The 24,097-nt window shown below is 67.1% G+C and carries 24 protein-coding genes; 12 read left to right on the top strand and 12 right to left on the bottom strand.

Translation table 11 applies throughout. The features are described from left to right. Positions 1–59 precede the first annotated feature (59 nt). Positions 60–422, top strand: a complete 363-nt coding sequence (locus AC5Y2S_RS14300) for an Rv1352/Rv1906c domain-containing protein (protein WP_499880769.1) — start codon at positions 60–62, stop codon at positions 420–422. On the opposite strand, the gene AC5Y2S_RS14295 is transcribed toward AC5Y2S_RS14300, so the two are convergent. Genes AC5Y2S_RS14295 through AC5Y2S_RS14270 form a run of 6 tightly spaced genes read right to left on the bottom strand, consistent with a single transcriptional unit; the run spans position 419 to position 7,355 of the window. Further along, a complete protein-coding gene (locus tag AC5Y2S_RS14295) occupies positions 419–1,951 on the bottom strand; it encodes a class I adenylate-forming enzyme family protein (RefSeq protein WP_499956759.1) in 1,533 nt (510 codons plus the stop codon). The two genes, AC5Y2S_RS14300 and AC5Y2S_RS14295, sit on opposite strands and share 4 nt — an antisense overlap. Then, complete coding sequence (locus AC5Y2S_RS14290) at positions 1,944–3,485, bottom strand: class I adenylate-forming enzyme family protein (RefSeq protein WP_499956758.1); 1,542 nt, start codon at positions 3,483–3,485, stop codon at positions 1,944–1,946. Before AC5Y2S_RS14290 ends, AC5Y2S_RS14295 begins: the two co-directional genes overlap by 8 nt. Next, the gene (locus AC5Y2S_RS14285) at positions 3,475–4,929 is read right to left on the bottom strand and encodes a class I adenylate-forming enzyme family protein (RefSeq protein ID WP_499956757.1); all 1,455 of its coding nucleotides are present in this window, start codon (positions 4,927–4,929) and stop codon (positions 3,475–3,477) included. The genes AC5Y2S_RS14290 and AC5Y2S_RS14285 overlap by 11 nt, the downstream gene beginning before the upstream one ends. After that, complete coding sequence (locus tag AC5Y2S_RS14280) at positions 4,929–5,720, bottom strand: enoyl-CoA hydratase/isomerase family protein (protein ID WP_499956756.1); 792 nt, start codon at positions 5,718–5,720, stop codon at positions 4,929–4,931. The genes AC5Y2S_RS14285 and AC5Y2S_RS14280 overlap by 1 nt, the downstream gene beginning before the upstream one ends. After that, complete coding sequence (locus AC5Y2S_RS14275) at positions 5,711–6,523, bottom strand: enoyl-CoA hydratase/isomerase family protein (RefSeq protein ID WP_499956755.1); 813 nt, start codon at positions 6,521–6,523, stop codon at positions 5,711–5,713. Before AC5Y2S_RS14275 ends, AC5Y2S_RS14280 begins: the two co-directional genes overlap by 10 nt. A 10-nt stretch (positions 6,524–6,533) precedes the next feature. Next, complete coding sequence (locus AC5Y2S_RS14270; protein WP_499956754.1) at positions 6,534–7,355, bottom strand: enoyl-CoA hydratase/isomerase family protein; 822 nt, start codon at positions 7,353–7,355, stop codon at positions 6,534–6,536. A 130-nt stretch (positions 7,356–7,485) separates the two neighbouring features. On the opposite strand from AC5Y2S_RS14270, the gene AC5Y2S_RS14265 reads away from it, so the two are divergent. Together AC5Y2S_RS14265 and AC5Y2S_RS14260 are read left to right on the top strand one after the other, a co-directional pair. Further along, positions 7,486–8,169, top strand: a complete 684-nt coding sequence (locus AC5Y2S_RS14265) for a hotdog family protein (protein WP_499957052.1) — start codon at positions 7,486–7,488, stop codon at positions 8,167–8,169. Then, positions 8,166–9,068, top strand: coding sequence for an enoyl-CoA hydratase/isomerase family protein (locus AC5Y2S_RS14260; RefSeq protein WP_499956753.1), 903 nt, complete (start codon positions 8,166–8,168; stop codon positions 9,066–9,068). Before AC5Y2S_RS14265 ends, AC5Y2S_RS14260 begins: the two co-directional genes overlap by 4 nt. Positions 9,069–9,186: 118 nt before the next feature. On the opposite strand, the gene AC5Y2S_RS14255 is transcribed toward AC5Y2S_RS14260, so the two are convergent. Further along, positions 9,187–9,993: a TetR/AcrR family transcriptional regulator gene (locus AC5Y2S_RS14255; RefSeq protein ID WP_499957051.1), complete on the bottom strand. Its 807-nt coding sequence runs from the start codon at positions 9,991–9,993 to the stop codon at positions 9,187–9,189. Positions 9,994–10,132: 139 nt separating this feature from the next. On the opposite strand from AC5Y2S_RS14255, the gene AC5Y2S_RS14250 reads away from it, so the two are divergent. Beyond that, the gene (locus tag AC5Y2S_RS14250) at positions 10,133–10,930 is read left to right on the top strand and encodes an SDR family NAD(P)-dependent oxidoreductase (protein WP_499956752.1); all 798 of its coding nucleotides are present in this window, start codon (positions 10,133–10,135) and stop codon (positions 10,928–10,930) included. 34 nt (positions 10,931–10,964) lie between these two features. After that, positions 10,965–11,972, top strand: a complete 1,008-nt coding sequence (locus AC5Y2S_RS14245) for a dihydrodipicolinate synthase family protein (protein WP_499956751.1) — start codon at positions 10,965–10,967, stop codon at positions 11,970–11,972. 80 nt (positions 11,973–12,052) lie between these two features. Here the strand turns inward: AC5Y2S_RS14245 and mbp1 are convergent, their stop codons facing one another. Next, positions 12,053–12,292 carry a microaggregate-binding protein 1 gene (mbp1, locus tag AC5Y2S_RS14240; RefSeq protein WP_499904382.1) on the bottom strand — a complete coding sequence of 80 codons (240 nt, stop codon included), beginning with the start codon at positions 12,290–12,292 and terminating at the stop codon, positions 12,053–12,055. 390 nt (positions 12,293–12,682) lie between these two features. On the opposite strand from mbp1, the gene AC5Y2S_RS14235 reads away from it, so the two are divergent. The 7 genes from AC5Y2S_RS14235 to AC5Y2S_RS14205 all read left to right on the top strand — a co-directional run bounded on the left by AC5Y2S_RS14235 (position 12,683) and on the right by AC5Y2S_RS14205 (position 19,968). Then, positions 12,683–12,955, top strand: coding sequence for a GlsB/YeaQ/YmgE family stress response membrane protein (locus AC5Y2S_RS14235; protein WP_499956750.1), 273 nt, complete (start codon positions 12,683–12,685; stop codon positions 12,953–12,955). Between the two features lie 204 nt (positions 12,956–13,159). Then, a complete protein-coding gene (locus tag AC5Y2S_RS14230; RefSeq protein ID WP_499956749.1) occupies positions 13,160–14,002 on the top strand; it encodes an enoyl-CoA hydratase in 843 nt (280 codons plus the stop codon). Positions 14,003–14,035: 33 nt separating this feature from the next. Beyond that, positions 14,036–15,238, top strand: coding sequence for an amidohydrolase family protein (locus AC5Y2S_RS14225; protein ID WP_499956748.1), 1,203 nt, complete (start codon positions 14,036–14,038; stop codon positions 15,236–15,238). Between the two features lie 22 nt (positions 15,239–15,260). Continuing rightward, a complete protein-coding gene (locus AC5Y2S_RS14220) occupies positions 15,261–16,874 on the top strand; it encodes an acyl-CoA synthetase (protein WP_499956747.1) in 1,614 nt (537 codons plus the stop codon). After that, positions 16,871–17,701, top strand: coding sequence for an amidohydrolase family protein (locus AC5Y2S_RS14215; protein ID WP_499956746.1), 831 nt, complete (start codon positions 16,871–16,873; stop codon positions 17,699–17,701). Before AC5Y2S_RS14220 ends, AC5Y2S_RS14215 begins: the two co-directional genes overlap by 4 nt. A gap of 2 nt (positions 17,702–17,703) precedes the next feature. Then, on the top strand, positions 17,704–18,762 hold the full coding sequence (locus AC5Y2S_RS14210) for an acyl-CoA dehydrogenase family protein (RefSeq protein ID WP_499956745.1): 1,059 nt from the start codon (positions 17,704–17,706) through the stop codon (positions 18,760–18,762). Between the two features lie 15 nt (positions 18,763–18,777). Continuing rightward, a complete protein-coding gene (locus tag AC5Y2S_RS14205; RefSeq protein ID WP_499956744.1) occupies positions 18,778–19,968 on the top strand; it encodes an acyl-CoA dehydrogenase family protein in 1,191 nt (396 codons plus the stop codon). Between the two features lie 58 nt (positions 19,969–20,026). Here the strand turns inward: AC5Y2S_RS14205 and AC5Y2S_RS14200 are convergent, their stop codons facing one another. The 4 genes from AC5Y2S_RS14200 to AC5Y2S_RS14185 all read right to left on the bottom strand — a co-directional run bounded on the left by AC5Y2S_RS14200 (position 20,027) and on the right by AC5Y2S_RS14185 (position 24,090). Continuing rightward, positions 20,027–21,667, bottom strand: a complete 1,641-nt coding sequence (locus tag AC5Y2S_RS14200; protein ID WP_499956743.1) for a monocarboxylic acid transporter — start codon at positions 21,665–21,667, stop codon at positions 20,027–20,029. After that, on the bottom strand, positions 21,664–22,011 hold the full coding sequence (locus AC5Y2S_RS14195) for a DUF485 domain-containing protein (protein ID WP_499956742.1): 348 nt from the start codon (positions 22,009–22,011) through the stop codon (positions 21,664–21,666). Before AC5Y2S_RS14195 ends, AC5Y2S_RS14200 begins: the two co-directional genes overlap by 4 nt. Positions 22,012–22,162: 151 nt before the next feature. Beyond that, on the bottom strand, positions 22,163–22,876 hold the full coding sequence (locus AC5Y2S_RS14190) for an NAD(P)-dependent oxidoreductase (RefSeq protein ID WP_499956741.1): 714 nt from the start codon (positions 22,874–22,876) through the stop codon (positions 22,163–22,165). A 65-nt stretch (positions 22,877–22,941) separates the two neighbouring features. Beyond that, entirely contained in the window at positions 22,942–24,090 is a 1,149-nt protein-coding gene (locus tag AC5Y2S_RS14185; protein ID WP_499956740.1) for a thiolase family protein, read from the bottom strand. Positions 24,091–24,097: the final 7 nt, after the last annotated feature.

Genomic DNA, 24,097 nt, shown 5'->3' with positions numbered 1-24,097 from the left:
TTGTTCGGGCGTTCCGGCGCCTAGGCTGCCAGTGGGGGTGGCGACAATTGGAGAGAACAATGCCCCGAACGCTTCGCGCATCGGCCGTAGTCGTCGCATGTGTTGCCGCGATCCCGCTCGCGGCGCCGGCCGCCGCGGACCCGATGGACCCCATTCCCGGCAACGGGGTCTTCGTGGTCGGGCCCGACATCGCGCCGGGTCTGTACCGAACGGCCGGGTCGGCGTCCACCTGGGGGGTTTGGATCAACAACGTGCCGACCCAGGACTCGATGTGCGCGTGGTTCACCTACAGCACCCCCGATGCGAACAAGGACCACGTGCTCCAGACGAACATGTCCGTCGGTCCGATGTTCGCGAATATCAACACGTCGGTCAAGGCTTTCGAGTCGCAGAACTGCCAACCCTGGACGCGGGTCCCCTAGGGCCGCTTGCCCGTCATCAACATGTCCCGCAGCCGGCGAACGTCCACTTTGCCGGTGTCCCCGCGTGGGACGTCATCGTCGGATTCCAGCACTAGCCACACCGTGGGGACCTTGAACGCGCTCAACAGCTTTCGCGCCGACTCGCGCAGCTGCTCGGCGGACAGCGGCCTCGCGCACACCACCGCCGCGCCGACCCGTTCGCCCGCGTCGCCGGCCACGCTGGTTACGTAGGCAGTCTGGACGCCGTCGATCGCGCGCAGCGCCCGCTCCACCTCGCCGGGATAGACGGTCGCGCCGCTGACCTTGAACATGTCGTCGGACCGGCCGTGGTAGAACAAAAACCCGTCCTCGTCGAGCCGGCCGAGGTCACCGGTGGGGTAGAAGCCGTCGGGAGTGAACAGCTCCTCCCGGCTGCGACGGCAGATGCCACGCAGGGTGTGTGGCCCCCGGATCTGGATCTCCCCAACGGATCCCGCCGCAATCGGCTCGCCACTGTCGGTGCCGACGATGCGGACCTCCATGCCGGGGAACGGCTTGCCGCAGCTGCCCCACGCGGAAGGCGGCATGTCGGTGTCGGCGGCGTAGCCGCAATACGGCCCGAACGCCTCCGTCATGCCGAACAGTGTGGCCCGCGCGCCCGGTTGGGCGCGCTGCTCGGGCGGCAGCAGGGCCTCCAGGCTGCCCGGGCGCAGCGCGGACAGATCGGCACCGACCGCGTCCGCGTGCCGCGCCAGCGCCTCGGCCTGATCGGGCCAGCCGCGAAACAGCGTGACCCGTTCGGATTCCAGCAGCCGTAGGGTGGTTTCGGGCCGCGGTATTTCCTCGGTCACCAGGGTCGCGCCGGCCAGCAACGTGGACAGGATTCCACTGCCGAACCCGCCCACCCAGAAGAACGGCATCGGGAGGTACAGGCGGGTATCCGAGGTGATACAGCGGGCCGCGAGGCCCGACCGGACGGCGGCCAGCGCGTTGCCGTGGGAGTGGATGACGCCCTTGGGTGTTCCGCTGCTGCCCGAGGTGAACATGATGACCATCGGGTCGGCCGCGGTGACCGTCCCGGTCATGGCGTCCACGATGCCGCGGGCCGGCTCGCTCGGAGCGGTGTCGCTAAGCCGGTCGGCCGCCCAAACCCGGCGCAGGGCAGGCAGTTCCAGCCGCGGCACCGCCTCCAGGTCCTCCAGGTACCGGTGGCCACGGAACTCCCGCACGCTCACCAGGAATTGAACGGACGCGGCCCGCAACTGCGCGACCAATTCGCCGGGCTGTAGCAGGGTGCTCAGCGGAACCAGCACCGCGCCGATGCGGGTCACGGCGATCGCCACCTGTACCCAGCGGGCGCCGTTGGGCATGATCAGCCCGACGCGGGTGCCCTTGCCGACGCCGGCGTCGACGAATACCGCCGCCAGATCGCCTGTGGTGGCGTCGAGTTCGCGGTAGCTCAGGCGCGCGGCCCGGTCGATCACCGCCGGCTTGAGGCCGTGCTGCGCGGCGCGGGACCGCACGAGTTTGTCGACGGTCTGGTCAGGCATCGAACAGCTTCCGCAACCGCTGGGTGTCGACCTTCCCGCTGGACAGCTGCGGAATCTCGGTGCTCGGCACGGCGATGAACCGTTTCGGGATCTTGTACGCCGACAACTCGGCCTTGAGCCGCTCGCGCAGCGCGGCTTCGTCGAGACCCGGCTGGGCGACGACGGCGGCAACCAGCTCGCCCCGTTGCGGGTCGGGTATCCCCACGACGTGCGCCTCGGCGCCGGTGACCCTGGTGATGGCCTTCTCGACCTCGGCCGCCGAGACGTTGGCCCCCGCCGTTTTGATCATCGCGCTGAGCCGACCGGCGAAATAGAAGAATCCGTCGGCATCGACGCGCACCAAATCGCCCGTGTGGAACCAGCCATCGGCATCGAAGCACTCCTCGCGGCCGCGTTTGTAATAGCCCTGCATCACGTAGGGCCCGCGGATGCACAGCTCCCCGATTCCCGAGGCGTCCGGGTCGACGATCTTGGTGTCGAATCCGGGCGCCGGCGTGCCGAAGGATCCGCGTCGGTGTTCGGGTTGGTCGGATTCGTCGCCGCTGATCAGCAGGACGCTGCCGGCCTCGGTGAGCCCCAGCATGTTGTGCCGCAATTCCGGGTCGGCCGGTCGGGCGTCGGCCGCCATGATCGGGTACAGGTTGCCCTGGCGCATCGACGACAGGTCGCGTCCGGAAAAGCTCGGGTGATCCGCGAGGCGCGCGATCCCGGCGACGAAACCATTTGTGAAGGTCGGCCTTTCGGCCTCCAGCAAGTCGAGGGTCGCGCCCGCGTCGGTTGCGTTCGAGCACACCAGGGTCGACCCGGCAACCAAGGTGGCCAGTAGGCCGAACGCGAATCCGCCGATCCAGAAGAACGGCGAGTTGCAGAACAGCCGGTCCGCCGCCGTCAGGCCGCGGATCTCGTTGAGGTTTCGTTGATGGGTGAGCAGACCGGCGTGCGTGTGCACCACCCCCTTCGGGGCGCTGGTGGAGCCCGACGTATAGACGATGGCCAGCGGATCGCAGCCGTCGACGTCGTCCTCCATCGCCTCGAGCAGCGCGGGTGCCACGGTCCGCGCGATCCCGTACACATCGCCGGAATGGACGACGACACGACGCAATTGCGGCGCGGCGGTGGCGAACAGCCGCTCATCGCTGTCGAGCCCGTCACGCGACAGCACCTCGGCCAGCCGCCGCATGTAGTCGTGGGAACGAAAAGAGCTGGTGGCCAACAGGATTTCGGTGTCGCTGTCGACCAGCTGCTCGCGCAGCTCGCGAGCGGTGGCGAAGGTGGAGAACGGGATCACCACCGCGCCGACTCGCGCGGCCGCGAGCATGCCGACCACGAAGTCGGTGCCGTTCGGGTAGAGCAGCCCAACGTGCGTGCCCTTGCCCGCCCCCAGCGCGATCAGCCCGCGGGCGAGCTCCGCCGAGCGCCGGTCGGCCTCGCCGTAGCTGATCCGTTCGCCGTCGCACACGAGCAGCGGGTGCTCCGCGCGGGAGCGGGCCTGGCGCCGCAGGATGTCGGCGACGGTGGGGGAGTCACCGGGCATGGTCGCGATGAGAGTCGCCGAAGAAGAGCCTGATCGCGCCGAGATCGGGCTTGCCCGATGGGGTCCGCGGGATCGCGTCGACGATAGCGATCTCGGTGGGAATTTCGTAGCGTGCCAACCGCGTTCGCAAGTATTCCACCAGCGTGTCGGCGTCGGCGGAGGCGGACCGGCGCAGTTGCACCATCGCGACCGGCGTCTCCCCGAGGCGTTCGTCGGCTCGCGCCACCACGGCGGCCCCCGCCACCGCGGGATGGTCTTCCAGCGCCACGCGCACCTCGTCCGGCATCACCTTGAACCCGCCGCGGATGATGGCCTGGTCGGCCCGCCCGACGATCCAGACGAAGCCGTCCGCGTCGATGCGGGCCAGATCGGTGGTTCGCATCCACTTCGCCGATGGGCCGAGCTGTCCGGGCTTGACCTCCAGCAGGCCGACCCGGTCCGGCCCGAGCGTCGCGCCCTCGTCGTCGACGACGCGTAGCTGCGCGCCCGGATTGGCCCGGCCGACGCTGCCGCGCTTGGCGCGCCAGTGCTTTTCGTAGTCGGCAAGGGTCCAGCCTGCGACGCCGCCGCCGAATTCCGTTGCCGCATAAGATGTCAGGACTGGTATGCCGTATTTTTCGGTGAAGGCGTCCGCGTCGTCGGCCGACAGCGGGGCGGTGCCGCACGTGACGGCTCGGATGCTCGCCAGATCGGCCCGCGTCAGGTCCGAGTGCAGCACCGTCCGCAGCGCGGCCGGCACCAGCGAAACCGTGCGCGGCCGGTGGTTGCGCACCGCCTCGGCCCACGTCTCCAGCTCGAAGCGTTCCAGCAGCACAAAGGGTCGGGCCTCCGCGACGCACTGCAGCACCCGGAACACACCGCCGATGTGCACCAGCGGCGAGTTGACGATCGCGACGCCGCGTCGCAGCTCCGTTGGCGCCGGGGCGTCCTCCGGGTCGGCGCCGATCACGCTACGCGCCAACATGTCGTAGCTGAGGTCGATTCGCTTGGGCGGCCCCGTCGTTCCGCTCGTCAGCATCCGCACCGCCACGCCGGGTCGCCCTGCGGACCTGTCACACGCCCGCCCACCGCTGTCGACGGACGAACCCGTGATCGCCACCGTCGCGGTCCCCGGCGGGACCAGCGCGGCCAGGTCGTCGGGTTCGCCGATGATCAGCGGCAGCCGCAGCGCGGCGATGTCGGCCCGGGTGCGGTCGTCACCGCGGGCCGGGTTGATGGTGACCACGGTTCCGCCGCCCAGCAGCACCCCAAGGAAGGCCGCGACGTGACCGGGTCGGTTGCGCAGCAGCATGCCGACACCCGCGCGGCCGGCGGTCAGGGGTGCGACGCGTCGTGCCGTGTCGCCGACGTCGCCCCACGAGATCCATTGACCCGCATACTCGATCGCGTGTGAGTCGGGCCGCAGATCCAGCACGTCCGCGATGCGCCGGCTCAGCGGGTGCATCAGCGGGTCTTCGGTTCGCGCGCGGCGACCTCACCTTGCCGGGCGGCCAATTCGGCGGTGCCGAGGGGGTTGCCCAGGCGCGTGTAGATGAGCCCCTGCTCCAACGCGGCGCGGTAGGGCCGGTCCAGCGACTCCCAGATCGCCTTCACCGTGCCCTGGGTCGCCGACGGTGGCTTGGCGGCGATGGTCGCGGCGATCTCGTGGGCACGCTCCCACAGCGTGTCGGCGGAGACCACCTCGGAAACCAAGCCGATGCGCAGGGCGGTGTCCGCCCCGACCCGCTCGTCGTTGCCCATCAGGGCCATGCGCAGGGTCTCGCCCAGGCCGATGCGCCGCATCAGGCCGATCGGTTCCAGCGCGCACACCAGCCCCGCTGACACGTGGGAATCGAAAAACGTTGCGTCGTCGGAGCAGATGACGACGTCGGACTCGTTGACGAAATAGAACGCGCCGGCGGTGCACATGCCCTGGACGGCGCACACCACCGGCTTCCACATCTTCTGCCACTTGGGGCTGAGCGCCTCGCCCGGATCCTCGTGATTCCACACGTTTTCCGGCTGGCCGTACGGCGTCTTGATGTCCAGGCCGGCGCTGAACGCCCGGTTGCCGGCCGCCCGCAGCACCACGGCGTGCACCGATTCGTCAAGTTTGACCATCCGCCACGCCCGGGCCATCTCCTCGCACATGGTGCGGTTGAACGCGTTCAGCTGGTCGGGCCGGTTCAAGGTGATGGTGGCGACATGGTCGTCCTCGTCGACCTCGAGCAGAATGGTTTCGAAGCTCATCGGCATTGCCAATTCGGTTTCCGCTTTTCCATGAAGGCTTTCGGGCCTTCCTGGGCGTCCTCAGTTCGCAGCACTCGCTCGCGGAAGGTCTCGGCGAGTATCTCGGCCTCGTGCAGCGGTACGTTGAGGCCCTTGAGGATGGCCAGCCGGGTTCCCCGCACCGCCAGGGGTGCGTTCGAGTTGACGATGTCGGCGATCTCGTGGGCCCGGTCCAGCAGGCGGTCGTGCTCGACGATTTCGCTGATCAATCCGAGCTCGTAGGCGCGTTGCGCGCTCATGCGCTCGTGCTTGCCCATCAACGCCATCCGCAGGGCGATCGAGCGGGGCAGCACCCGGGATACCCGCACCAATTCGCGTCCGGCGACCAGCCCGATGCTGACGTGCGGATCGAAAAAGGTTGCCTGCTCGGATGCGATGACGATGTCCGTCGTGCTGACCCAATCCATGCCTGCGCCGCAGCACAGCCCGTTGACGGCGGTCAACACCGGCTTGGCCATGGTGCGAAACGGCGGTGTGCCCTCCTGCGGGGCCTCCCACTGGTCGTAGGTGGACAGGTACGGCCGCTCGTAGATCACCTTGCCGTCCGCGGGAATGGTTTTGACGTCGGCGCCCGTGCAGAATGCCCGGCCGGTGCCGGTGACGACCAGCAGCCAGACGTTGTCGTCGTTCTCGGCTTCGTCGTAGGCGGCGCGGAGTTCGGTGATCATGTGCGGGCTCAGCGCGTTGAGCGCCTCCGGGCGGTTCAGTGTGATGGTGGCCGTGTGCCCGTCGACGTTGTAGTTGATGGTGTCGAACGAGTCGGTAGGCATTCGCGCTCCCTCATCTGCCCTGGAACTTTGGCGCACGCCGTTGCCGAAACGCCTCCAGCCCCTCTTTGAAATCGGCCGTGCGACAGGACAGTTCCAGATTGAACAGTTCCTGCGTCATGGATTGGCCGAGCGTCGCGTGCTGACCGAAGTTCAGGGCCTGCTTGGCCAGCCCGATCGCGGCCGTCGGACCGGCGGCCAGCCGCTCCAGCAGTTTCTCGGCGGTGTCGTCGAGTTCGGGCCCGCCCACCGCCTGGTGGATCAGTCCCCAGTCGGCCGCGTCGGTCGCGCTCACCTTTTCGCCCAGCAGCAGCATCCGCCGGGCCCGCGCCAGCCCGACCAGCCGGGGCAGCAGCCAGGTAGAGCCCGAGTCGGGGCTGAAGCCACGGTCCACGAACGGTTCCCAGAACACCGCGTCGGCGGCCGCGACGGTGAAGTCGGCTGCCAGCGCGAGATTGCAGCCGAACCCCACCGCCCATCCCCGCACGCTGCAGAGCACCGGCAGCTGAACGCTCGCGACGAGTTCGATCACTCGTTGCGCGGCGTGGGGGATCCGCCGCACCAGATCGCCCGCGCGGGGACGTTGCCCGGCGGGATCATTGGCGGCCACCCAGTCGGCGCCCGCGCAGAAGTCGTCTCCCGCGCCGCGGATGTGGATCGCGCGCAGCGAATCATCGGCGGCGGCATCGGTCAGCGCGGCGACGAATTCACCGATCATCAAGTGGGTCAAGGCATTACGTCGCGCCGGGCGATTCAGCGTGAGCCGTAGGACCGCACCATCTCGGCACGCGGTGACCGACCCATCGGCCTCGGCCGCGTCGGCCCCGTGACTCACCCTCTACCCGGCCTTTCCCCGCCGATACGGTTACCCATACAGTAGGCAATACGATTGATACGAGGTATAAGTTAGCAAGGAAACCCTGACGACGGAACATAGCGGGGCGAAACCCGTGGATAAGGGCAGCATGGCCGAGGGCACAACCGCTTCCCCCCGCACCGACGACGCCAGATTCGGCGAGGCGCCGCTCGCGCAGACGGTCGCGGCGGCCGGCGCGATGCGGCGCCTGAGCTCGCTGCTGTTGTCCCTCGAGCACCCCCACCCCACCGTGGATGCGATGCTCGCGAAGTTCGCCGAGTGGGAGGGCGAGTTGGCCACTACGGCCCCGACCGACAACGCGCCGCGAATCGGCGAAATCGCCGACGACCCCCGGCGCGTCTACCTCAACCACGCCACCGACATCGGTGCCTACAACCCGTGCTTTCCGGAGTACGAGTTCGATCGGCTGGATGCCGAGAGGGCGGACGGCTCGGTGTGCTTCCCGCTGGTGTACGAGGGGCCACCGGGACTGGTGCACGGCGGCTTTCTCGGCGTCTTCTTCGACAGCGTGATCCAGCACCACAACTGCGTCGCCGGGCTTTCCGGCAAGACCCGGTCGCTGCTCGTCACCTTCCGCCGGCCGACACCCGTGCTGACCGACCTACGTTTCGACATCGTTCGCAACGAGGTCGAACGGGGCATCGCGTCGACGGCGCGGCTACTGCTCGACGACGAAGTGCTGTGTAAGGGCGAGGTCACCACGCTGGCGTCGCGGCCGGAAGACCTGACCGGATTCAAATTCGGCAGGCGGCGAAAGGAGTCCGACAGATGAGCGCCTCCAGCGCTTCGGACGATCGCGTGCTCTTCGACGTCGACCCCGAGCGGCGCATCGCGACCATCACGCTGAACAACCCCAAGCAGCGCAACTCCTATGACGCCGCAATGCGCGAGGCCGTCGCACGCTGCCTGGACCGGGTGGCCGACGACGACGACCTCACGGTGGTGCTGTTGCGGGGGGCCGAGGGGGTGTTTTCCACCGGGGCCGACATGAACAACGCGTACGGCTGGTACGGCGACAAGGCCAACTCGTCGGACGACGCGGCCAAGCGTCGTCCCAGTCAGCGCCGGCGACTCACCGTGGACCGCAAGTCTTTTGGTTTTTACCACAACTTCATGGGCTTCCCGAAGGTGACGGTGGGAGAGATCGCCGGCTACGCGCTCGGCGGCGGGTTCGAGATGGCGTTGATGACCGACATCTCCGTCATTGGGCGCGATACGAAGATCGGCATGCCGGCGACCCGCTTCCTCGGTCCGGCCCTCGGCAGCCTGCACATGTTCTTCCACCGGCTGGGTCCGGTGCTGGCCCGCCGGCTGCTGCTGACCGGTGACATCATCGAGGCGGGGGAGGTTGAACACCTCGGAATCTTCACCGACACATGCGATCCCGGCGCGGTTACGGCGCGGGCTCGTTATTGGGCGGAGAAGGCGGCGAAGATGCCCGCCGACGGGGTCGTCATCGCGAAGGAAGCGTTCCGCCTCGTCGAGCAGAGCCAGGCGTACCAGGGCGAGGAAGTCGCGAGCTACCTGTTTCACGCCTACGGCACCAATCTGCAATTTGCGCCGGGTGAGTTCAACTTCGTCAAGACGCGCGCGCAGCACGGCGCGAAGGAAGCCTTCCGGCTGCGTGACGAGCATTTCCACGTGCCGGAGCCGCCGGAAACACAAGCGTAGCTGCCGCGTTAATTCACTTCTGCCACAAGAGATTCAGCAGGAAGGGATCGACATTTGCGGGCACAACGCATTCCACCTCCGCTGGAGACGTGTGTGGCGGATGTGACTTGGCGGGCAATTACCGCGAGGCGGCCGCCCTGGTCCGTCCCCGCTGTACCGGAGACTTGGCCGCCTTGCGTTGGCGGGACGGCGCGGACTTGCCGCCTGTGCCGCCCTTTTCGATCAGGCTGGCCGCGTGGTCGAGGATGCAGTCCAGGCCGAACTCGAAGTTCGCTTCGTCGGGAGCCCCGATGCGGTGTCCTTGCCCGGTCACCTGGGCGATCAGCGGGGTGGTGGCCGGATCGATGGCCACCGCGTCCTCGATGGCGCGCGGTCCGCTGTCCGGCGTCTGGTTTTTCTCGTAGAGCCGTTGCAGCACTACCGAACCGCGGACATGTAACGAGACCGCAGAGTAGGTGTCGAAAGCGTCCTCGGGCGACAGGCCGGCCTCCACCAGGTTGGCGATCGCGCGCTCCATCTCCTGGGCGCCCACCCGCGCGGCCTTCGGGCTCAGGGCTGCGCGAATCAGGATCAGGTCGCACAGAATTGGGTTGCCCATGAACGTTTTACGCATCAGGCGGGCATGGTTGCGCAGCGTGTCGCGCCAGTCGCTTGCCTCGACATAGGGCGTGGCGAAGACGTACTTGCCCAGGGCCCGGTCGGTCATCGCGTTGAGCAGATCGTCCTTCTTGCGGAAATACCAGTAGATGCTGGTGACGCCCACGCCGAGATGTTTGCCCAGCAGCGGCATGCTCAGGTTGTCTATCGACACCTGCTCCGCGAGTTCGAATGCGCCGCTGATGATGTCGTCGGGATTGATGGACCCGCGCTCGCGTCGTTGACGCTTATCAGCGGTTGCCTGCTTTGCCACTCCGGGCACCTCCATCACGATCTAGCCGTGCCACCGGTAGACTGGAATCTACCGGCGGTTCCTCTCTGACCTGCGTATACGCGGGCGTGTCGTCGAGTTTTCCGTCTGCTACTGTAATACCTATCGTAGGCTTTTTGGTAAAACGGCTGGACACATGGATCTAGGGCTGACGAATGCCACCGCGGTGGTGGTCGGAGGAAGTCGCGGCATGGGTCTGGCCACGGCCCGCTGCCTCGCCGACGACGGTGCCCGGGTCGCGGTGATCGGTCGCAGCCGTGACGCGCTCGATTCCGCGGTGGCGGATTTGACCGGCCGGGGGAGCCCGGACGCGCTCGGGCTGGTCGCCGACATCGGTGACGCCGGCGCGGTCGACAAGGTGTTCGCCGAGCTCGCCGAGCGGTGGGGTGGCGAACTCAACGTGCTGATCAACACCGTCGGGCCCGGCGCGGCAGGCAGTTTCGAGGCGCTGAGCGACGACCAGTGGCACCAGGCCGTCGAAGAGGGGGTCATGGGCATGGTGCGCTGCGTGCGCTCGGCACTGCCGCTGCTGCGCAAGGCTCAATGGGCACGGATCGTCAACTTCTCGGCGCACTCGACCCAGCGGCAAAGCGTGATGCTGCCCGCCTACACGGCGGCCAAGTCGATGCTGACCAGCGTCTCGAAAAACCTCTCGCTGCTGTTGGCCAAGGACGAGATTCTGGTCAACGTGGTATCGCCGGGCAGCATCGCCTCCGAATCGCTGGTCGGCTGGGCGAAGTCCGTCGGCGTCGACGGCAACGACCCCTATGCGCTGATGGACGCCATCGCCAAGCATTTCGGGCATCCGGCGCAGATGCCGCGCGCCGGCCTGCCCGAAGAGATCGGCCCGGTGGTCGCGTTCCTGGCGTCCCGGCGCAACTCGTACATGACCGGAGCCAACATCAACGTCGACGGTGGATCGGACTTCACCTGACCCGAAATCGTCTGGCCGACAGAAGGAGTCGATTGTGGCGACGGCGACTGAGGCGCGCACCTGGGCGCGCGGAGCATTGCGCGGAATCGGCGACTCCCTCTACACGCCGTTCAGCGGCACCGACGGCGATGACATCGACTGGGACGCCTACCGGACGTTGGTCCGCTACTGCGTCGGCGACCTCGGGCACCCGATGTTGTGGTGCACCAGCGGGATCGCCGAGTTCTGGTCACTGACCATCGACGAGCGCAAGCGATTGCTGGAGGTCGCGATCGAGGAGGCGCGCAGCCTGAACCCCCACGTCGTCGTGCAGGCCTGCACCGCGGCGACATCGGCGAAGGACTGTCTGGAACTGACACGGCACGCCCAAGACGTGGGCGCCGACATCGCCTACATCCAAACGCCGATGATGGAGGCCCATGGCGGCGAGGGCGTACTGAGGTTCTTCAAGTACGTTGCCGCGCGCACCAATATCGCGTTGGGCATGTTCAACTCCCCGTCCTCCGGCTACGTCCTGACGCCGGCCGAAAGCGCGCGGATCTACGACGAGGTGCCCGCCGTGTGCGCCACCAAGGAGGGCGCGTTCCGGCCGGAGGCGAGCCGGCGGCTACACGAGTTGGCGCCCGGTCTGGCGATCTGGGAATGCGACAGGACCGTGTACCGCGCCGGCTGGCTGCGGGCCGGCATCGTCTGCCCGGCGCAATTGGGCACCGCCGGTTACCTCTTCGAGACCCCGCAGCGCCGACTGTTTTCCGAGTACTGGGATCTGGTGTACAGCGACAAGCTCCTCGAGGCGATGGACTACGGGCGAGAGTCCGGGATGGACCAATTCGACCTCGACATCGGATCGTGGTGGACGTGCTACCCGGCCCGGTCGGATTACTTCACCCACTGGGGCGGTGCGTTCAAATACGCCGCCTCGCTGCTGGGGCTGCCGATAGGCGACTATCCGCACTCCCGCCCCCCGCAGGCGGTGTTACCGGACGAGGCAAAGACCCAGATCCTGAGCGCCTACCGGCGGCTCGGGCTCATCGCGGCGTAGCGACCGCACCTTACGGCACAACCGATTACAACGCGAAGCGGACCCGGTCGGTAACCGGGCCCGCTCCATCGGCGTGCTGTTTACTCCTGCTCGGCGCGCTCGCGCGCCTCGGCGGCCTTGGCCTTCGCGCGGGCCTTCTCGGCCGCGGCTTCCTTCTTGCCCGCGTTGCGCTGCGCCTCGGCCTTGTCCTGCTGCGCTTCGCCCTCGTTGATCAGGTCATCCCGGCCCAGGATCGTTCCGATGAACTCCTTGGCCTTACCGAAGACGTCCTCGACGATGCCCCGGACCAACTCGATGGGACCGCTCTTGATGTCAACCACTGCATTTCCCTCCCGTTGACGGATTGGCTTAGCTGTAGGCTTCCCGGTTACCCCCTCGACGCAAACCTTCTCGCACCGTGGGGCGCGCCACAGCCCTCAGTTGACCATCGGCGGTGGTCACCCGACGTCGGAAGTTCGCGCCGCATTCGGCGCTGTCGCGCCCGCAGCGCGAGACCGGCGGGGGCACCGATCAGGGCCACCCAGAACAGGATTTGAGCGCCCGTGACCGCCAGCTGGGCCCGCAGCGCCGCCGTGCGGGCCTGGCGGAGGCGATGAACAAGCGCTCTCAACGTTGCCTTCACGAGCCGTCGGTAACCCGCCGGATCGCCATTTCAAACGCCGGCGTCGGGCATAAGGTGATTGCTACTCACCTATCGAAAGGATTGGGGAATGCTCACTCTGGGTGTGATCGGCTGGATAGTCATCGGTGGCCTGGCCGGTTGGGTCGGCAGCAAGATCATGAGTACCGACGCGCAGATGGGACTGGTCCTCAATATCGTGGTCGGCATCGTGGGCGGTTTGATCGGCGGGTTTCTGCTCCGCGGCTTCCGCGTGAACGTGGCCGGCGGAGGCCTGATCTTCTCGTTCCTCACGTGCCTGCTCGGCGCGGTGATCTTGCTGGCGATCGTCAAGCTCATAACCGGGCGACGGGCGTCCCGGTAGGCGACGGCCGGTGGCCGGAAAGCCAAGATCGCCAAGCACCTTCGGCCATCGGCCGGATGACGGTTCAGTGGCCGGAAAACCGCTGCTGGGTCGGGTTGCGGTCGGCCGCGGAGGCGGTTGTGGAATGCGCTACCGATAGGTATACAGTATGCGTACAAAGTCGGTGGCGATCCGGTAGGCAAGCGTGAGGAGGTGCCGCGGCAGATGTCCGGCAGCGACGGTGCTTCCGAAGAAGCGGTGCTCTACGAGGCCACGGCGAGCGGCGTCGCGATCCTGACCTTCAACCGCCCGGATCGCCTGAACGCGTGGGGCCCCGACATCGCCGCCGGCTTTTATGCCGGGATCGACCGAGCCGAACAGGATCCGGATGTCCGGGCGATCGTGGTGACCGGAAGTGGCAAGGGGTTCTGCGCCGGTGCGTATCTGGGCGCGCCGAGTTCGGCGCCCAGCTACGGCGAAAAGATGGAGAAGGCGGGTCAGACCGACCTGGCCGAGTTGGTCGGCGAGCGGCCACCCCATTTCGTGACCATGCTGCGCAAGCCCGTCGTCGCGGCCATCAACGGAGCCTGCGTCGGCATCGGCCTGACCCAGGCGCTCATGTGTGACGTCCGGTTCGCGGCCGCGGGCGCCAAGTTCGCCGCGGTGTTCGCCCGCCGCGGGCTGATCGCCGAATTCGGCATCTCCTGGATACTTCCGCGGCTGACCAGTTGGGGTGTCGCCCTCGACCTGTTGTTGAGCGGGCGCACCTTCCTCGCCGAGGAGGCGGCCGAGCTGGGCCTCGTCAAAGAAGTCGTCGCCCCCGAAAATCTGCTGCGCCGGGCCCTGGAGTACGCGGAGGACATCGCGCGCAACTGCTCGCCGGCTTCGATAGCGGTGATCAAACGGCAGGTATACGGCGACGCCACCCGCGATGTCGTAGACGCCACGTCGCGCGCCGAGGTCCTGCTGCACGAGGCGATGCCGCGCCCGGACGTTATCGAAGGGATCACGAGCTTCCTCGAGAAGCGGCCGCCGCAGTTCCCGTCGCTCAGTTCAACCGACGCTTGAATTTTTCGCCGGCGGTACCGGGAAAGGATGATCATGGCCAACTTGGATTACCAGGCGATCGACGTCGACAATCACTATTACGAGCCGCTGGACGCCTTCACCCGTCACCTGGACAAGGCGTTCAAGGCCCGCGGCGTGCAGATGGTCACTCAAGGCAAGCGCACGTTGGCCGTAATTGCCGGCCGGGTCAACAATTTCGTTCCCAATCCCACCTTCGATCCGATCATCGTGCCGGGCTGCCTGGACCTGTTGTTCCGCGGTGAGATTCCCGAGGGCGTCGACCCGGCATCGCTGATGAAGGTCGAGCGGCTCGCCGAACACCCGGAGTACCAGAACCGCGATGCGCGGATCGCGGTGATGGACACCCAGGACATAGAAACGGTGTTCATGCTGCCGACGTTTGGGTGCGGGGTCGAGGAGGCACTCAAGCACGACATCGAGGCGACGATGGCGTCGGTGCACGCGTTCAACCTCTGGCTCGACGAGGATTGGGGCTTCGACCGGCCCGATCACCGGATCGTCGCGGCGCCGATCATCTCGCTGGCCGATCCGGCCAAGGCTCTCGAAGAGGTCGAGTTCGTGTTGGCGCGCGGCGCCAAGCTTGTCCTGGTGCGGCCGGCGCCGGTGCCCGGTGTCGTGAAGCCGAGATCGCTGGGCGACCGCAGTCATGACCCGGTGTGGGCCCGGCTGGCCGACGCGGGCGTGCCGGTTGGCTTCCACCTCAGCGACAGCGGATACCTGCACATCGCGGCGCAGTGGGGAGGCAAGGCGACCTTCGAGGGGTTCGGCGAAAAGGACCCACTGGATACCGTGCTCCTCGACGACCGCGCCATCCACGACACGATGGCGTCGATGATCGTGCACGGCGTATTCACCCGGCACCCCAAGCTCCGGGCGGTCAGCATCGAGAACGGGTCCTACTTCGTGCACCGGCTGGTCAAGCGCCTGAAGAAGGCGGCCAACAGTTACCCGCGCAATTTCCCAGAGGATCCGGTGCAGCAGTTGCGCAACAACGTGTGGATCGCGCCGTACTACGAGGACGACCTGACGGAGCTGGCCAAGGTTATCGGCGTCGACAAGATTCTGTTCGGTTCCGACTGGCCGCACGGTGAGGGCCTCGAATCGCCGCTGTCGTTCGCCGAAGAGCTCACGGGATTCAGTGACCCCGATGTCCGAAAGATCATGCGTGACAACGCTCTAGACCTCCTCAGTGTCCAAGTGGGGTCGGCTGCTTGATTATTCGAGGCTGGTTAAGCTAGTGAGCGAATGGACCGTAGGCGCGGTTCTTGACGCCATCGCCGACGTCATCCCCGATCGCCTGATGACCGTCTGCGGAGACCGCCGAAGCACGTTTGCCGAATCCGCCCGGCGCACCGACGAGCTGGCGAACTACCTCAGCGGCAAGGGGTTCGGGGCCCACGCCGAGCGCGAGACGCTCGAGCCGTGGGAATGCGGTCAGGACCGGGTCGCGCTCATCATGTACAACGACCTGTACCCCGACATGGTGATCGGATGCCTCAAGGCGCGCACCGTCCCGGTCAACGTGAACCACCATTACTCGCCGCGCGAAATCGCCGACCTGCTCGCCTATGTCCGGCCCCGGGGAATCATCTATCACCGTTCGCTCGGTGCGCGCTTCGCCGACGTGCTGCCCCCGGACGGCACGGAGCTGCTGGTGTCCATCGATGACGGAAGCGGAGCTCCGGAATTGCCGGGCGCCGTGTCGCTCGACGACGCCCTGGCCACCGGCGGTACGGACTTTCGCCCGGCGGGGTCGCCCGACGACCTGATCATGATGTGTACCGGCGGAACGACCGGCCGCCCCAAGGGAGTCCTGTGGCGCCAGAGCGACATGTACGTGTCGTCGATGGTGGGGGCCGACCACGCGAGCGTCACCGAGATTCACGACAAGGTGCGCGGCGGCGGCCCGCCATGGTTCGCGGTTTCGCCGCTGATGCACGCGGCCGGCATGTGGACCGCGTTCGCCGCGCTTTGCGCGGGCCTCACGGTTGTGCTCTATGACGACCGCAACAAGCTCGACGTCCGGTCGGTGTGGGAAACCGCCGAGCGCGAAAAGGTAGGCATGATGACGATGGTCGGCGACGCGTACGCCGGGCCGCTGATCGCCGGATTGCGCGCCCATCGCTACGACTTGTCCTCGCTGAACGCCATCGGCACCGGCGGAGCCGCCACCAACGCGAAATACAAACGGGCACTGATGGAATGCCTGCCGCACATCACCATCATCGAAGGTTACGGATCCTCGGAAAGCGGCAACATGGCCTTCGGGCACAGCCGCGACGGCACCGCGAGCGAAACCTTCGAACCCCGGGAGGGCGCCACCGTCGTCTCCTCCGACCGAACCCGGTTCCTGCGGCCCGGTGACCAAGAGGTCGGGTGGGCCGCGCGGACGGGCCGGATTCCGCTGGGGTACTTCAACGACGCCGAGGCCACCCGGCGCACCTTTCCCCAGATCGATGGCCGGCGGGTGGTGATCCCGGGTGACCGGGCGTCCATAGAAAAGGACGGCACCATACGCCTATTCGGCCGTGACTCGCTGGTGATCAATACCGGCGGCGAGAAGGTCTTCGTCGAAGAGGTCGAGGAAGTACTGCGGGCGCATCCGGGCATCGCCGACGCCCTGGTCGTGGGGCGGCCCAGCGAGCGGTGGGGCCAGGAAGTCGTCGCGCTCGTCGCGCCACACCCGGGCACCGACCTCGCCGCCGCCGAACTGTACACCTTCTGCACCTCGCAGCTGGCACATTTCAAGGCGCCCAAGGCGTTCATCTTCGTCGAGCAGATTCAGCGCCTGGGCAACGGTAAGCCCAACTACCGATGGGCCCGGGAACAAGCCGAAGAGAAGGTGTCATGAACGCCAAAGCGATTGACTGCCTCGTCAACGTGCACTTCGGTGAGACCGACTCCCAGCCCACCTGGATGCTCAAGGTCCGCGACGACTACTTCAAGGGCCCGGAATCGATGTTCGCGCCGGTCGACCTGTCCGAGCTGCTCGACGAGATGGACTCCCAGGGTGTGCACCGGGCGATTTTGATGGACTCGATGGCGAGCCCGTCGACCACCGCCCGCAAGTTCATCGAAGCCAAGCCGGACCGGTTCGCCCTGGCGATGGGCGGGGTCAACCTGCTGCGTCCGGTCAGGTCGCTGCGCGAACTGACCGCCCTCGTGAGCGACCTACCGGTGGCGTATGCCGTTGTGGGACCCAGCTTTTGGGGCGACGGGCAGTATCCGCCCAGCGACGCCGTCTACTATCCGCTCTACGCCAAATGCGCCGAACTGGACCTGCCGCTGTGCGTCAACACCGGCATCCCGGGCCCGCCGATTCCCGGCGAGGTGCAGCACCCCATGCACCTGGACCGGGTGTGCGTGCGTTTCCCCGAGCTGAAGCTGTGCATGATCCACGGCGCCGACCCGTGGTGGGACGTCGCGATTCGGTTGCTGCTCAAGTACGCCAACCTGCGCCTGATGACGTCGGCGTGGTCGCCCAAGCGGCTGCCGGAGGCCCTGCTGCACTACATGCGGACGCGGGGCCCGAACAAGGTGATCTACGCGTCGGATTGGCCGGTGCTGCGCATGAGCCGGGTGATACCCGAAGCCCGTGCGCTGGACCTGCCCCCCGAGGTGCTGGACAACTACCTCTACAACAACGCGCAGGAGTTTTTCTTCGGGAAGGAACGCTGACCATGGACCGCTTCGAACTGCGCAGACTCGACTACAGCCTGTCCGAGGACCACGTGGCTCTGCAAGATGCGTACAAGCAATTCTTCAAGACCTACTGCTCCATCGAAACTGTGCGCGCCGCAGAACCATCCGGGTTCGACAAGAACCTGTGGGAGCGGCTGTGCGCGATGGGCGCGACGACGATGGCGCTGCCGGAGTCCGCCGGCGGCGACGGCGCGACGCTGGTCGATCTCACCCTGGTGGCCGAGGAGATCGGCCGGTCACTGGCGCCGGTCCCCTGGATCGACCACGTGTGCGCCGCGCGGCTGCTCGCGCGCCTGGGCGGGCTGAACGCCGACACCGCGGGGGTGGCCGCCGGTGAACAGCTCGCCGGGCTCGACGCCCGCATCGACGGTTCGGCGGGTGCCCGGCTGATCCCGACGGGCTCGATCGCCGACCACATCGTCATCCGTGACGGCGACCAGGTCGTGCGGCTGACGTTCGGCACCCGGCCGGCCAAGGTCGACAACATCGGCCGGTTGCCGATGGCCTGGGTGGACCCGGCCGCCGCGGACACCCGCACCGTCATCGGCCAGGGACCCGGGGCGCTGGCGAGTTACCAACGGGCCCTGGACGAATGGCGGCTGCTGACCGCGGCGGCCCTGGTGGGCCTGGTCGAGGAGACGATGACCATCGCCGCGGAGTTCGCCAAGACCCGCTACACGCTGGGCGTGCCGATCTCGACGCTGCAGGCCATCTCGCACCCGCTTGCCAACATGGCCATCACCGTTCAGGGCGGCCGTAACCTGGCCCGCCGGGCCGCCTGGTTCCTGGACAACGAACCCGACGTGCGGCCCGACCTGGCGCCGTCGGCGTTCGTCTTCATGGCTGAGGAGGCCTCGAAGGCGGCGACGATGGCGGTGCACATCCAAGGAGGCCTTGGGGTTTCCTCCGAAGCCGCGGCCACGGCGTATCTGGTGCGAGCCCGCGGATGGCCACTGGCCGGCGGCGATCCCGGCGCCACCGCCCTGCGCGTCGCCGACATCGTCGCGGCCCGCGAGAGCGCACCCCAGCCCGCGTAGGACAGGAGCAAAACCATGGACTTCTCTCGAGTCGAGCTGTCCGCGGAGGACCGCGCCTTCCGCGAGGAGGCGCGGAACTTCCTGAGCACCCACATGACCGAAGAGGTCCGGCGTCGCGACCGCGAGACGGGCGATAACTTCGACGAGGGCCTGCACCTGAAGTTCGGCGCCGCAGGCTATTTGGCGGCCGAGTGGAAGTCGGAATCCGAGGGCGGGTTCAGCCGGATCCGGCGCCGCATCTGGGAGCAGGAGAAGCGGCGGGCCCACGTGCCCTGGGTGACGTGGGGGACCACGGCGATGGTTGCGCGTTCGGTGGCGAAGTTCGGAACACCGGAGGTGCGCGACGAGGTGCTGCCCAAGGTCTTCAGCGGCGAGGTCCGGCTGTGCCTCGGCTACACCGAGCCCGAGGGCGGCTCCGACGTCGCCACCTGCAAGACCCGCGCGGTGCGCGACGGCGACAACTGGATTATCAACGGCTCCAAGATGTTCACCACCGGAGCGCATAACTGCCAGTACGTGTTTCTGATCACCAACACCGCCCCGGAGGCGCCGAAACACAAGAGCCTGACCATGTTTCTGGTTCCACTGGAGTCGCCGGGCATCGAAATTCAGGGCCTCCGCACGGTGGACGGTGACCGGACCAACATCGTCTACTACAGCGACGTTCGCGTCGACGACAAATACCGGCTCGGCGACGTCAACGCGGGCTGGACCGTGCTGCGCGAGCCGCTCAACGTCGAGCATGGTGCGGTCGCGGCGGCGCCCGACGGGCTGCAGGACACCTCAATCATGATGCACCAGGCCGGATCCCTGTCCGAGGCGGTCGACAACGCGGCGGCGGCCGTGACCCGGCCCGGCCCGGACGGGCGCCGGCTGATCGACGACAAGTCGGTCGCCTACCGGCTGGGCCGCAGCGCCGCCCGGTTGGAAGTCGCGCTGTCGTCCCCGAGCATCTACGGCCGGGTCGCCATCGCGCAGACGATGCGGGACATCACGCCGGACCTGATGGACATCCTCGGGACCGCGTCGACCCTGCCCTTTGGGACCGACGGCGCCGCGGACGACGGCAGCGCCGAGTACGCCTTCCGGTTCGCTCCCTTGGTGGGCATCTATGGCGGCACGCTCGAGGTGTTCCGCAACATGATCGGCCAGTACACGCTCGGTCTCGGCAAGCCGAATTACTCACCGCCGCTGCCGAAGACCTGAGTCATATCGCGCCCAGCGTGCAATCAGTGCGGCCGCCGTCGGCGTGTCGTCGCACCAGTTACACGTTCGGCGAACGCACAGCCTGCTCGGCGCCGATGCCGGTGAGTGAGCGGACCTCCATCTCGGCGTTTCGCACCGGGTCACCGCGATCGGGTGACGACAGCGTGCCCACGATGCCGAGGACAAACGCCAGCGGGATCGACACGATTCCGGGGTTGGAAAGGGGGAACCAGGCGAAGTCCGCGCCGGGGATCATCGCGGTCTTCGCGCCCGACACCGCAGGCGAGAAGATGATCAGCACGATGGTCGAGATCAGGCCGCCGTACATGCTCCACAGCGCGCCGCGGGTGTTGAACCGCTGCCAATAAAGCGAATACAAGATGGTCGGCAGGTTGGCCGAGGCCGCGACCGCGAACGCCAGCGCCACCAGGAAGGCGACGTTCTGGCCGTTGGCCAGGATTCCGAGCGCAATGCCGAAGATGCCGAGCACCACGGCGGTGATGCGGGACACCCGGACCTGTTCGCTCTCGGTGACCTTGTGGCGCTTGATCAGACTGGCATAGATGTCGTGGGCGAACGACGTCGACGCCGTGATCGTCAGACCCGCGACCACGGCGAGGATCGTCGCGAACGCCACCGCGGAAATGACGCCGAGCAGGACCACGCCGCCGAGATGGAATGCCAGCAACGGCGCCGCCGAGTTCTGGCCGCCGGCGGCCTTGAGGATCCGGTCGGGCCCGACGATGGCGGCGGCGCCATAGCCAAGCGCAAGCGTGAACAGATAGAAGGCGCCGATGAGCCCGATCGCCCAGACCACCGACCGGCGTGCCTCTTTCGCGGTCGGCACCGTGTAGAACCGCATCAAGACGTGGGGCAGGCCCGCGGTGCCCAGCACCAGCGCAAGGCCGAGCGAGAGCAGGTTGATCTTGGACGTCGTCGACCCACCGTATTGCGCGCCCGCGGCCAAAACGTTGCGGCTGGAAACACCCTTGGTGGTGGCATGCGACACCGCCGACTGCGCGGACCCCAGGATGTCGGAGAAGTTCATGCCGTACTTCGCCAGCACCATCACCGTCATCGCCGCGGCACCGAGGATCAACAGGACGGCCTTGATGATCTGCACCCACGTGGTGCCCTTCATCCCGCCGACCAGGACGTAGACGATCATCAGGACGCCGACGACCGCGATGACGATCGACTCACCAAGGCGCCCTTTGACATTCAGCAGCAAGGCGACCAAACCGCCCGCGCCGGCCATCTGGGCGAGCAGGTAGAACAGCGACACCGTCAGCGTCGACACCGCCGCGACCAGCCGCACCGGCCGCTGTCGCAGCCGGAAGCTCAGCACGTCCGCCATGGTGAATTTGCCCGTGTTGCGGATCAATTCCGCCACCAACAGCAGCGCCACCAACCAGGCCACGAGGAATCCGATCGAATACAGGAACCCGTCGTACCCGTAGACCGCGATCGCGCCGGCGATGCCGAGGAAGCTGGCCGCCGACAGATAGTCCCCGGCGATGGCGATGCCGTTCTGCGGTCCCGAGAACGCCCGGTCGGCGGTGAAAAACTCGGTCGCGGTGGCGTTCCGCTGGCTGGCCCGGATCACCACGTACAGGGTGATCAGGACGAAGACGGCGAAGATGGCGATGTTGGCGACGGGGTTCCCGATCGTCTGCTGACCGGCGGCCAGCGGCGTCATGACGCCCGGCTTTCGGCGCGAATGGCGGCGGCTCTCGGATCGAGCTCGCGATCGGCGAAACGTACGTAGAGCCCGGTGATGAGGAACGTCGTCAGGAATTGGCCCAGCCCGATCAGCAGTCCGACGTTGATATTCCCGAATACCTTGGTCGCCATGAAGTCGTGCGCGAAGGCGCCCAACAGCACGTAGGCGGCGTACCAGGCGAGGAAGAGCGCCGTCATCGGGAACACGAAACGGCGTAGTCTAAGCCGAAGCTCGGCGAATTCGGGGCTCGCCTGAATGTCCAGGAACCGCTCACCGGCGGCTAGGGGGACGTCCTCGGATGGAAATTCGGTAGTGGACAACGCGACTCCTGACCTCGAGTTCGAGCAGGCATTTCGGCGTTAGCCTACGAGCAAACCCGATGACAACAGCAGTGCGATTTGTCCCTGGGAATTAAATTAACCCTGGCGTCGCCACGCGGGCATCTGGTGGCAACCCGATCAAGGGCGTTTGTTAAGCCGACACCTCGTGCGGCGTGTTGCTCTTGAACGCCTCCCGCCGAACCATTTCCCACACCGTGGGCGTGCGTTCAGTGGTCGAGACGACAACGGTCCTCCGGATTGTCGTCCCGTCTTGGGCGAGCTTGACGAGGTAGTCCGCCAGGTCCATGCGAGCCGTGAAAGCCCCCACCGGTTCGACCTCTCCCGCAAGGTAATTCGTGTTCCGCGGCAGATCGAACAAGCCCGACGGCCGGACGATCGTCCAGTCCAGGCCGCTCTCCCGGACCACCGTCTCCATCCGCCGGATGTCGTCGTAGACGGTCTTGCCAATGGTGCGGGCGATGATCGGCTCGAATAGGCGCAACGCGAGCGGAGTATGGCGGCGTCCGCGCGCGGGGTAGGCGCCGGTGGAACTCACCACGACGAGCCGGGCGACGCCGGACTTGCGCATCGCGTCCACGATATTGCGGGTGCCGACCGAATACGTGTCGACGGGCCGGCGCGTGAACGGCACTCCGAGCGTCGACAACACGGCGTCGGCGCCGGCGACGACCCCGGCGAGGTGATCGCGCCGCACGTCCGCGCCCGCGACCGTCAGCCGGGCATCGGCGATGGGGAACTCGTCGGGCCGCCGGGTCACCGCCACGGCCGCGTGGCCGGCGTCCAGCACCCGACGCGTCAGCAGTCGCCCGGTCGATCCATTGGCGCCGAAGATTACGATTCGCATGAGAACTCCTCCCGTTCGCCACTACGACGAAGCGGGCCGGTCGAAAGTTACAGCGGCTCCGAAGCTCAGGTCGTCAGGATGGTTGCCGCCGCGGTGCCGGGGGCGCCGTATAACTGGGTGAATCCGACCTTGGGACCGCCGGGGACCTGACGATCGCCGGCCTCGCCGCGGAGTTGCCGGACGATTTCGTGGATCTGGCGCAGCCCGGAGGCGCCGATCGGCTCGCCATTGGCGATCAGCCCGCCATCGGTGTTGACGGGCATGGGTCCGCCGATCTCGGTGGCCCCGTCGGCCAGCAGCTTCTCCTGATCGCCGTCCGCGCAGAATCCGCACTCGGCCATGTGGATGATTTCGGCGCCCGCGTCGGTGTCCTGCAGTTGGATAACGTCGACGTCGGCGGGGGCCACGCCCGCCTTTTCGAACGCGCTACGCGCGGCGTATACCGTCGGCGCCACATCCTCATCGACCGGCGCGAAGGTGGTGTTGACCTCGTAGGCCCCGTAGCGGCGGGTGCGCACCTCCACCGCGCGTAGGTAGACGGGCTTGGAGGTGTAGCGGTGCGCGATGTCGGCCCTGCACATCACCGCTGCCGCGGCACCCTCGTCGGGGGCGCAGAACATGTATTGGGTCAGCGGGTAGTTCAGGACGGGCGATCCGAGAATGTTCTCCTCGGACATCGGCTTGCGGCGAAACGCGTTGGGGTTCAAGGCCCCGTTGCGGAAATTCTTGGCGGCGACCTTGGCCAGCGTCTGCGCAGAGATGTTGTGCTCGTGCAGATACCGGTTCGCCTTCATGCCGAAGAACTGGGTGGTCAGATACTGCCCGTTCTCGGCATACCATCGCGGCATACCCACCAGCGCCGGATCTTCGGTGAACGCCCCGCGCGGGTGCTTGTCCAGGCCGATGGCGATGCCAATGTCGTAGTCGCCCAACCGGATCCCGTCGGCACAGGCCTTGACCGCGCTGGCCGCCGTCGCGCAGGCGTTGAACACGTTGGTGAACGGGATGCCGGTCAGGCCGACCATGCCGACGATGGCGTCCGGGTTCGCGACCGTCCAGCTGCCGCCGGCGGCGAACTGGACGTCCTTCCATTCGATGCCGGCGTCGGCGACCGCGGCGAAGATCGCGTCGACGCCCATCTGCATGGCCGACTTGCCCTCGAAGCGGCCGAAGGGGTGCAGACCCACGCCGATGATCGCGACGTCGTTCGTCATCCCTACC

The sequence above is a fragment of the Mycobacterium sp. NGS69 genome (assembly GCF_059812165.1).
Note: the sequence above shows the minus strand (reverse complement) of the source record. Positions and strands in the feature narration are given on the sequence as shown.